The sequence below is a fragment of the Sphaerospermopsis aphanizomenoides BCCUSP55 genome, from assembly GCF_001586785.1.
Classification (GTDB): Bacteria; Cyanobacteriota; Cyanobacteriia; order Cyanobacteriales; family Nostocaceae; genus Sphaerospermopsis_A; species Sphaerospermopsis_A aphanizomenoides_A.
The window spans coordinates 16,036-28,104 of the sequence record NZ_LUFH02000089.1; the positions used below are offsets into that span (position 1 = coordinate 16,036).

A 12,069-nucleotide genomic window follows, 5' to 3' on the forward strand; every position below is an offset into this window, starting at 1 on the left:
GATAGTTTCCTTTATGTTTGATTCTTCACTAAACAATCAAGACCTTTCTATTTTCTCAGTAAGTATTTCTACCTCCTACAATGGCGCAGCTTACGGGCTTTCCAGCGAAGTTTTAAACCCTTTTACTAATATTCAAAATACATCGGTAATATTTCCTCTAATAAATGAATTAGTTGATTCCATACCAGATTATTCTTTAGAACAAAAAATTATCTCTGCGGATTATTTAATCAGAGAAAAGTTTAGTAATTTGATCAATAATCCTGATGCTCATGACTTGTTAGGTATTCCCTATGGAGTAGGTGAACAAATAAATTTAGCCACTTCTTTGTTACAAACTCAAATTAATGAAGGTTTTAAAAATGTAGAAGTTAGTATTATAGATGCAAAAATCTTAGGTAATGCTAATGGAACTTATGCAGAATCTTTGAATACTATCTTTCTAGCCGATAATTTTGTTGAAAATAACTCAACAGAAATAATTGCTGAAGTATTAACAGAAGAATTTGGACATTTTATTGATGCCAAAATTAATAAAACCGATAGTGCAGGAGATGAAGGTAGAATTTTTACCAAGTTAGTATTTAATCAAACTTTCACACCAGAAGAATTAAACAGCTTAAAAGCAGAAGATGATCATGCAGTTATTTGCTATAATAATCAATTCATCAACATTGAAAAATCCGAAGTTGAAATAATTAACAACATAGGAGAAACCTTAGTCATCAATGAAGATACGACTTTAGTTTTTCAATGGACACAACGAGAAGCAAAATATAATAATGAAGTAGGAATCATAGTATTTGATAATCCCGAAGGCAAAATAGATGGAATATCACCCCAAGCAGCAGGTTATTTCCAGAAAGTATTAACTTCAGGAAAAAGCGAAGTTATTTTTAGCAAAGGAAATAGTGCCGGAAATTGGCAAGAAGTAGATTTAAAAGCTGGAGATTATGTTGGTTTTTATTTAATCCAGAATGCTAGTACATCAGAATATTTAAATAACCCTAATTCTGTTACTATTTTCTCATCCATTACATCTGCAAATACAGATAGATTTGATCATGTTATTAGTACAAATCTCGGTAAAGGAGTTTATCGTTTTAATTGGGAAGATTTAACTGGAGGTGGAGATAAAGATTTTAATGATGTGGTGTTCAATGTTTTTGAAAAAGGCTTTTACCCTGGATATAGCAATAATCAAATAGTACCATTAACCGTTGAATTTATATCTAATGAAGCATCATATAAAAATGAAATAGGTTTTTATTATGTTGATGATATCAATGGGAATATTAACGGTATTTCTCCCAGTGATGCTAATTATGCTAGAGAAGTATTCAAACAAGATAATTATCAAGTAATATTTGGAGAAGGTAACTATAACGGAGTTAAAGAGTATACCTTAACAGGTGATCAATATATTGGATGGTATTTGATTTCTAACAATACCAGTGAGAGATTTTTACAAACTAATGCTAATAATAATCCTAATGGTGGAGTCTTAGCTTATTTTTCCTATGCGGAAGCTAACCCAGATAAATTAAATCATCTCATTCATTATTCTAGTAACCAAATGGGTTGGGAAGATGTTTTAGGACTAGGAGATAAAGATTATAATGATTTAGTTTTCAACTTTAATTTTGGTGATCCCACAGATATTAACCCGCAAACTAATAACCCTCCTGTAGTTGATGCTGATAAAACTATTTCTGTAGAAGAAAATAGTCAACCTATTACGTTAAATATTAACCCACCCATAGATTTTGATGGAAATACTTTAACTATTATGGTAAATCAATTACCAGATAATAGTAAAGGAAAAATCACAAAACAGAATGGTAGTCAAGTTAATATTAATGATAGTTTAACCATCACAGAATTAACCAATCTTATCTTTACTCCTGTAGCAGATGCTAGTGGTAATTCAGGTAGTTTTGTTTATACTGTCAGCGATGGTAAAGGCGGTAGTGATAGTCAAATCATCACTTTTAATATTACTACCAATAATATTGTTTCTTTAAGAAAGTCTAATGCTGCTCCTGAGTTTGTTTCTAATCCTGAATTAGAGATAATTGTAGGTGAAAATTATACTTATGATGCAAATGCTATTGATGCAGATAACGATACTTTATTTTATTCTTTATTAATCGCTCCTGAAGGTTTAACCATAGATAATAATACAGGTGTAATTAATTGGGAAAATGTCACTGTTGGTAATCATAATATTTCTTTATTAGTGGAAGATGGCAAAGGTGGACAGGATAGACAAGACTATAGTTTAAATGTTCTTGAAACATCTGGTAATCGTCCTCCTGTATTTGTTTCCACACCTGTTATTTATGGCAATATTAATACTGAATATCGTTACGAAGCTTTAGCTACAGATGCAGATAACGATAATTTAACTTATGCGGTAATTAATGCACCAGAAGGATTAGTAATTAACGAAAATACAGGTGTTGTGACATGGACTCCAGCAACATTGGGTGAGGTAGAGATAACTTTACAAGTGAGTGATAGTAAAGGTGGTATTGCTACTCAAAGATATAAGATTTTAGTACAAGAAGAAGAAACTGATAATTATGCTCCTGTCATTATTTCTCAAGCAATAGTTAAAGCTAGTACCAGTCAAAATTATGTTTATGATGTCAATGCAATTGATCCTGATGCAGATAATTTAACTTATTCTTTAGTTACTGCACCACAAGGAATGACTATTAATGAGTCAACGGGTGAGATAATTTGGAATACGGCGACTCAAACAATAGGTAATTATGATGTAACTGTCAGAGTTATTGATAATCGTGGGGGAGTTGATACGCAGGAATTTGTGATTGCATTGAATAATAACCCATTGGGAACTATTACAGGGTTTAAATGGGAAGATGCAAATGGTAATGGAGTTTGGGATTCAGCTAATTTTGAAGATTTTTCTGTTAATGTCTCATCAATCAGACTCAATGGAAATACCCAAATAGTAAATTCTGAAATAGTAGGAAAAGATGTTTTAAGGTTAGCAGAATCAGAGTTTTTTGTATCGGGAAACGCCTTGCTAAAAAATCCCTTCAGTTTTGTAGGAGAAAACGGGCAAAATCTATCATTCTCAACTAACTTCAGTTTTTCTATCTCTGATTCAAAAGGACTTGGAGATGAAGATGGTGCAGGTGCAGATGGTATTGCTTTTATTATCAGCCCCACAGAAAATATAGGAAGTCCAGGGGGAGGAATCGGTTACGAAGGCTTGAATAATACTGTTGTTATTGAATTAGATACATATAACAATGGAGGACAAGATCAAGATAATGGTAATCACATTGGTATTAACTTGAATGGAAATACAACTTCTGTTGTTCAAACTAATATCCCTACCAGATTTAATAATGGTGAGATTTGGAATGTTTGGATTGATTATGATGGCACATCACAACGATTAGAAGCAAGGGTTTCTCAAGACTCTAATCGTCCCACAGAAGCCACTGTTTCTGCAACAGTTAATATTCCTGAAGTTCTTGGACAGGATGAATTTTTTGTTGGTTTTACTTCTGCTACTGGTGGAGGGATGGGAAATCATGATATTCTTTCTTGGAGATTTGCCACTGATGAACCGGGATTAGAAGGTATTACCGTTTATCTCGACTCTAATAATAATGGGATTCTTGATGAAAATGAACCCACTCAAATAACAGATGAAACTGGACAATATAAATTCACAGGTTTAGAAGCAGGTACTTATATTGTCAGAGAAGTTGTACCCACAGATTACGAGCAAACATATCCTATTGGACAACCAACAGATTCTCTAGGAGATGGTTTTGCTGATGTTATTCTTGACTACTTTAACAGTGGTACGGGTACATTTGATGAACCTTATGGTGAAGATAATGATGGAAATTCACCAGTATTAGTTAATACGGACATTATTTTGGGTAGCGACACTTTAGGAGCATTATCACTTCCCACTGGTTCATATGTAACTGTTGGTTTTACCGATGAAGTAATTATTGATAAGTCAGGAAATGATATTTTTGTTAATGAACTAGGTGCTGCGGGAGATCAAGCAGATATTTATGTTAGTTCTAATTTAGAAGACTTTGTTTTATTAGGAAGGGGTAATGGTGGTCAAACCTCTGTTTTTGATCTTGCTTCGATCAACTTTACTGAGGCTGTTCGAGCTATAAAAATTGTTGGACTTGACACGAAGGGTACGATACCGGGTTTTGATGTTGTGAACGTACAAGGATTACCCGGTAGTATTGCTAGTCCCGATTTTTATACAGTTCAACTAGAAGCAGGAGAAACTGTTAATAATATCAACTTTGGCAACAAGAAAATTGATCAACCTATTCCTAACCAAGCTCCCGTATTCACTAGCACAGCACCCACAACAGCCCAAATAGGCGAATTATTAACCTATCAAGCTACCGCTACCGATGCCAATAATGATCGTCTCACCTATAGCTTACTGGTTAAACCAGAAGGTATGGCTGTTGATAGTGAAACAGGTATTTTAATATGGCAACCAAAACAAAATCAAACTGGTAATAATCGAGTCGTTTTACGAGTTTCTGATGGTAAAGGCGGTTTAACAACTCAAGAATTTATTCTCAATGCCAGAGGAACTAATACCCCACCGCAAATTATTTCCTCTCCTAACACTATCGCCCTGTTAAATAATACCTACAGCTACGAAGTTAGAAGCACAGATCCCGATAATGACACCCTCACCTATAGTTTAATCAATGCCATCCCCGGCATGACTATTAATGCTAATACTGGTTTGATTGAATATAAGCCTACTCAGTTGGGAACACAAACTGTAGAAATACAAGTTACCGATAACTTTGGAGGTTCTAATATTCAATCTTATCAATTACAAATATTAGAAAATCTGCCTAATCGTTTGCCGACTATTACCTCTACACCACAAATATTAATCGGTTCAGGAAATTTATATCAATATGATGTTAATGCCACAGATCCAGAAAATACAACCATTACCTACGGTTTAACTAAGAAACCCGATGGAATGACCATTGATACAAATACAGGATTAATTTCTTGGACAACTCAAGCTGATGTTAATGGTGATTTTCAAGTAACTGTTAGTGCTACCGATGCAGATGGTGGTACTGCATATCAAAATTATTATGTCAAAGTCTTCCCCAATCAAAATCCTGTCATTAGTTCTACCCCTGTAGAATTAACTCAAACAGGTATTACTTATGAATATGATGTTATTGCTGGTGATGCTGATGGTGACTCACTCACCTACACCTTAACAGAAGCACCAACAGGAGTAACAATTGATCAATTTGGCAGATTAAGATGGCAACCAAAAACTGAAGATGAGGGCATTTATCCTATTACCATTAAAGTAGATGATGGTCGGGGAGGAATAGTTACTCAGAATTATAATTTAACTGTCACCAATGACGATATAGTTAAGCCTGTGGTAAATATAGGCTTTAGTAGCAGTGTAATTAATATTGGCGAAACTGTTAATTTACAAGTTCGCGCAACAGATAATATTGGTGTAGAAACTCTGAATTTAACTGTAGATGGTACACCATTAACCCTAAATCCCAATGTTCCCAACGGACAAATTAATAATGCTAGTTTTGTGGGAACAAATGCAGGATTATATCAATTTTTAGGCACTGCCATAGATGAAGCTGGTAATATTGGTACTGCTACTATTGAAGTACGAGTAGTTGATCCTAGTGATACCTCATCCCCTATCATTGAAATTAATACAACTAATTTAGAAGCCACTCAAAGCATTATCAAAGAACCTACAGATATTATCGCTACTGTCACCGATAACAATTTAGAATTTTATCGAGTAGAATTTGCTCCTGTGGAAGCTATTAATCTAGATAGTCTTGGTGAAAATGACCCTGATTATGTTTTACTCAGTGAAGGAAATAGCAATATTACCAATCAAACTGTAGCTAATTTAGATCCACGTCTTTTAGCTAATGGTAGTTATTTGGTGAGAATTACCGCCTTTGATTTTAGTGGTAATGGTAATGTACAAGGGGTAATTCTGAATGTATCGGGACAAAATAAACCGGGGGATTTTTCCTTAGAATATACTGATTTATCCATTCCGTTAACTGGTATTCCCATTGAAATAACTCGCCGTTATAACAGTTTAGAAAGTTCAAATCAAGGTGATTTTGGTTATGGTTGGGATTTAGGTTTACAAGATGCCAATATTGTCGAAGCATCTCCTGATGGACGAGATTTAAGTGATGATAATTTCTTTGGTGGTAATAGCTTTACCGTTGGTACTCGTGTTACTCTCAATACTCCTGATGGTAGAAGGGTTGGTTTTACTTTCAATCCTGTTGTTTCTCTACCTGGTTTATTGGGTGCAGTATACGCCCCTAATTTTACTCCTGATGCTGGTGCGTTTGATAAGTTAGAAGTGGAAAACACTTCGTTAAGCATTCGTAGTGATGGTAGTGTAGGTTTATATTTATTTGGGTTCACTTATAATCCTTCCCAATATAAATTAACCACCAAAGATGGAACTGTTTACAATTATGACCAAAACTTTGGTTTAATTGATGTTAAAGACCGCAATGGTAATACTTTGACTTTCTCCGATGAGGGAATAGTTAGCTCAACTGGTGCAGAAATTGAATTTATACGAGATTCTCAAGGACGAATTACCGAAATAGTTGATCCTGATAATAAGTCAATTAAATACAGCTACGATAGTAAAGGTAATTTGGTAACGGTAAGCGATAGAACTAACAACACCACTCAGTTAGTTTATAATGACCCAAATCGTCAACACTTTTTAACAGAAATTATAGATCCTTTAGGCAGAAAAGCCACTCGTACCGAATACGATGAAAATGGACAAATTAGCAAGATTATTGATGCTAATGGCAATGAATTAGAAATTAATTTTGATGCTGCTGCTTCTAGTCAAACTATCAAAGATCCGTTTGGTAATACTATTACTCGGATTTTTGATAATCAAGGTAATGTGATTCAAGAAGTTGATCAATTGGGTGGTATTACTTTAAGAACCTATGATGCGAATAATAACCTATTGAGTGAAACAGATCCCGAAGGTAATATCACCACTTATACCTATGATAATCGGGGTAATAAACTCACAGAAACTGATGGAGAAGGTAATAAGAAAACCTATACTTACAATGCTAATAATGATTTATTAACAGAAACCGATGCTTTAGGCAATAAAACAACATTCACTTATGATATTAGTGGCAATCTCACTAAACGAGAAGATGCAGAAGGTAACGTCACTACCTATAACTATGGTGCAAATGGGTTATTAACAAAAGTCATTGATGCTAATAATAAAACCAGCACCTTTAGTTATGATAATTTTGGCAATCTCACAGAATTAGTAGATCCGACAGGTGCAAAAACTACCTTTACCTATGATAATAATGGCAGAGTGACCAGTGTTACCGATGCTTTAGGGGCAATTACTAACTATATTTATGATGAACAAGGGCGGTTAATTGAAAAAGCAGACCCCGAAGGTAGTAGTTGTGGTTGTGCAAGGGGTATTACTAAAACTGAATACAACGCCGCAGGTGAAAAAATTGCAGAAACAGACGCATTAGGAAGACGTACTGAATACCGTTATAATGACCGGGGTTTATTAATTGAAACTATCCTTCCTGATAGTACCCCTAATAATTTAAGTGATAATCCTCGTACTAAAAATGAATATGATGCTTTAGATAGATTAACGGTATTTACCGATGAATTAGGACGGAAAACCTACTATGTTTATGACGCATTAGGAAGACAAATTGAAGTTATCCATCCTGATAGCACACCTAATAATTTAAGTGATAATCCCCGGACTAAGAAGGAATACGATAAAGCCGGGTTAGTGATTGCAGAAATTGACGAATTAGGCAATCGGACTAAATTTGAATATGATGATGCAGAGCGATTAATCAAGGTAACTAATGCCCTGAATGAAGTCACTACCTATACTTATGATGCAGAAGGTAGACGAGATTCAATGACAGATGCTTTAGGGCGGAAAAATGTTTATGTTTATGATGGTTTAGGGCGACAAATTGAAGTTATTTATGCTGATAATACCCCTGACAATTTACAGGATAATCTCCGCAGTCAGACAAAATATGATGGTTTAGGGCGAGTTATTTCTGAAACTGATTTAGCAGGAAATACTACTAGATATGAATATGATGCGTTAGGAAGACTAACGGCGGTAATTGATGCTTTAAATCAACGCACGGAATATAAATATGATGGGGTGGGTAATTTAATTGAACAAAAAGACGCAAATGGAAATATCACCAAGTTTGAATATGATAGTTTACGCCGTCTGAAAGCTACAACTTTACCGGCAGGACAAGAAAATAAAACAATTCACAATAAGATTGGTAATTTAATTGAGGTGACAGATTTTAATGGTGTTGTCACCACTTATAAATACAATGAGCGTAATTGGTTGATTGAAAAATCTTTCTCTGATGGTACACCGACAGAAACTTTTACCTATACTCTCACAGGAGAATTAGCGACTGTCACCGATAATCGAGGAGTGACAATTTATGTTTATGATGAGCGTGATAGGTTAATTTCTCGTACTGAACCTGATGGACGTAAGATTCAATATACTTACGATAAAGCAGGAAATATTTTCACCTTAAATGTTCCTTCAGGTACAAACATTTATACTTATGATGCCCTAAATCGGATTGATACTGTCAAAGATGCTGATAATGGGGTGACGGACTATGATTATGATCCTGTAGGTAATTTGATTAAGACAGTATTCCCCAATGGTGTGATTGAAAATCAAGAATATGATTTTTTAAATCGTTTACTTTACTTAGAAAACCGTAATCAAACGGGCATTATTTCTAGTTATACCTACACCTTAGATGGTATGGGTAATCGTCTAAAAGTGGAGGAAAATGACGGGCGGATTGTTGAACATAGTTATGATAAACTCTACCGTCTCACCCAAGAGAAAATCACTGATACTGTTGTTGGTAATAAGACGATTCAATATCAATTTGATGCTGTAGGAAATCGTTTACAAAAAATAGATTCTGTTGAGGGAATAACTACCTACACCTATGATGATAATGACCGATTACGACAAGAAACCCTTGGCGGTAAGGTAACAAACTATCAATATGATAATGAAGGTAATCTCAAAGCTAAAATAGAAAATGAGCAAAATCAGACAGTTTATGAATGGAATGCTAAAGGGGAATTAACAGCAGTAGAAGTCACAGAAAATGGCGAAACGGGACGGATTGAGTTTGAATATGACCATAATGGGATTCGAGTTGCTATTAATGTTGATGGGGAAGAAACTCGCTTTTTAATTGACAATAATCAACAGCAATATGCCCAAGTGATTGAGGAATATAATGTTAATGGTGATGTGAAGACTACCTATACTCACGGTTGGGATTTGATTTCTCAAGATAATGGCAATAATCGTATTTATTATCAGGTGGATGGTTTAGGTAGCACTCGTCAATTAACAGATATTAATGGGGCTGTTGTGGTTGAATATGATTATGATGCCTATGGTAATTTAACCCGTAAAGTGGGGAATGCGGATAATAATTATCTGTTTGCGGGTGAGCAGTTTGATGATGCAGTAGATGGTTATTATTTACGTGCAAGGTATTATGATTCATTAACTGGGCGGTTTGTTTCGACTGATCCATTTGAGGGGTATATTTATCAACCTACGACGTTGCATAATTATTTGTATGGTAATGCTAATCCAGCGAATTTCATTGATCCTAGCGGTAAGGTTGCTGTAATAGGATATGCCAGTATAATATCTGAAGTTGTTATAGGTAAAAGTGGCTCATTTATCGGTTCATTGATTGGTTTCTTGCATGGATTCTCTGGTGCTAATCTTTTATTTTTAGGAAACATCCTTGAAATAGCTAATTCTGGTGGAGATGTTGTTGAGCAATGGCAAAAAGCAAGTGATAAAACACAAGAACAAGCTGAAAATATTCAAGAAATTCTCGAAAAATCTTTTGGACAAATAAAAGAAGAAAAAGCAGCAGGTCTTATTTCAGGATTTATTGGTGGGGCAGGATATGAAATTAAAATTGATATCAAAATTACTGTTGGTGGTTTATTTGTTGGAGATGATTCTGTAATTGGTGTAGAAGGTTCTCTAAATGGAACAAAAACTATTGAACTTCGAGGAGGAGGATATGAAGATGGATACAAGGCCGCACTATTGTATTTTGAATCACTCAAGCCATAATAATTAATATTGCGATCGCCTATAGCCTGTAGAGTGCGTTAGGTGGCGATAATTTTTGACAAAAAACCCAAATTAACAATCCACCATAACGCACCAACTCTATCATCAATTCGGTGCGTTACGCTCTCGCTAACACACCCTACTTTTTCATTACCTAAGCATCATTTTCAAAATAATAAAAAATGTTTTTTATGAATATTTAGTATAACAATTGGAGGAGTGAAACAATGATGTGGCTGAATTCAATTATTAGCGCCCTTCCTGGAGCTTTAATTAGTGGTGCTGTTATATCATCAATATTTAATTGGCAATTAAATCAAAGACGTTTACAATTACAAACTACCTTTGAGCTTCATCGTGAATGGAATGGTGAATCACTACGCCTTTCCAGAAATTTAGGAGATAAATTTTTACTAGCTCATCCCAATAAAGATTTGATTCAAATTGATAATGATGGTAGTGTTAACCCAGAAGACTCTGTACATTTATGGATAATAATTGGTTTTTATCAAAGACTATGGATTCTGATTAAATATCATCAAGTAAATGAAGGTTTAATACCTGAATTGTTTGGTGAGTCATTTATATGGTGGTATAAAAATTGCTTTCATGAACGATTAATACCCGCAAAATATGAATCTAGTAAGCAAATATCTGATTTAAATAATTGGATTGAACAAAATTCTGAAAAATCACACTTAGAACAATGGAATTTTGTAGCTGAAGAAGACATGAAAAAGAGAATTTCTGGCTAAGTGGGATGTAGTTTAGAGGGTGTTTGAAAAGTATTGAAATTGATCTAGATCCCCCTAAATCCCCCTTAGTAAGGGGGACTTTGATGGATTTATTACCCTCGTTGTAAAAGGGACTTTCTTATTTCTTGTTCCCCCCTTAGTAAGGGGGACTTTGATGGATTTATTACCCTAGTTGTAAGAGGGATTTTCTCTTGTTCCCCCCTTAGTAAGGGGGGTTAGGGGGGATCACATCCGGCAATGAGATCCCCCTAAATCCCTCTTAGGAAGGGGGACTTTGATTGATTTATTCCTAACTTGAAAAGGGGGACTTTCTTATTTCTTGTTCCCCCCTTTAGTAAGGGGGGTTAGGGGGGATCACATCCTTCAATCATCATCACAACACCAGCTAAATTATCCAAAACATCATGATTATTAAACCTAATTACTTTTAAACCGTAACCTTGCAATATTTCCGTTCTTTGTAAATCATATTCTTGAGCATTTTCTGTGTAGTGGCTATCACCATCTATCTCAATGACTAATTTTAATTGCGGACAGTAAAAATCCACAATAAAGTTATCAATGGGGCGTTGACGATGAACTCTATATTTGAAGTCTCGTAAATATTCATACCACAGCTTTTTCTCTACCAAAGTCATATTCTTTCTTAATTCTTTAGCTCTTGGTACAAGGTTTTTGTTGTATGGTAAATACATTTTGATCCCCCCAACCCCCCTTAACAAGGGGGGCTTTTAAATTTGTATTTTATACCTATAGGGCATTGCTTTGAGATTGGATTGAATGAGATGGTGCTGAAAGTGCGATTCGCTGTTCATTAATGATTAACCCACATTCCGCACTTCAATTTGTAGTATATAGATTAGTATCGTAAGCAGCAGACAGAGTTAGCCAGAAATACGTAATTAGGGTTTGCTGAATAAAGCCAAAAGCCAGATAAATAAAGAGTTTAAGGGTAAGAAAAAAGGAAAAAGGTGCAAGAAAAAGGGGTAAAATAGGTAAAAACCCTTGCATCAAGGTACATCAAAATGTATC

3 protein-coding genes are annotated in these 12,069 nt (G+C 34.9%); 2 read left to right on the forward strand and 1 reads right to left on the reverse strand.

Going from position 1 to position 12,069, the window contains the following annotated elements; translation table 11 throughout:
* Nucleotides 1–13 precede the first annotated feature (13 nt).
* Nucleotides 14–10,282 (forward strand): putative Ig domain-containing protein, encoded by a 10,269-nt coding sequence (locus A0J48_RS20090; protein ID WP_200326239.1) that lies wholly within the window; start codon nucleotides 14–16, stop codon nucleotides 10,280–10,282.
* 227 nt (nucleotides 10,283–10,509) lie between these two features.
* Nucleotides 10,510–11,037: a hypothetical protein gene (locus A0J48_RS20095; RefSeq protein ID WP_200326241.1), complete on the forward strand. Its 528-nt coding sequence runs from the start codon at nucleotides 10,510–10,512 to the stop codon at nucleotides 11,035–11,037.
* A gap of 344 nt (nucleotides 11,038–11,381) precedes the next feature.
* On the opposite strand, the gene A0J48_RS20100 is transcribed toward A0J48_RS20095, so the two are convergent.
* Nucleotides 11,382–11,732: an endonuclease domain-containing protein gene (locus A0J48_RS20100; RefSeq protein ID WP_200326243.1), complete on the reverse strand. Its 351-nt coding sequence runs from the start codon at nucleotides 11,730–11,732 to the stop codon at nucleotides 11,382–11,384.
* Between the last annotated feature and the right edge of the window lie 337 nt (nucleotides 11,733–12,069).

What these genes read in the sequence shown, in the direction of transcription:
- A0J48_RS20100 (WP_200326243.1), bottom strand. Translation starts at nt 11,732, where the DNA reads ATGTATTTACCATACAACAAAAACCTTGTACCAAGAGCTAAAGAATTA.
- A0J48_RS20090 (WP_200326239.1), top strand. Translation starts at nt 14, where the DNA reads ATGTTTGATTCTTCACTAAACAATCAAGACCTTTCTATTTTCTCAGTA.
- A0J48_RS20095 (WP_200326241.1), top strand. Translation starts at nt 10,510, where the DNA reads ATGATGTGGCTGAATTCAATTATTAGCGCCCTTCCTGGAGCTTTAATT.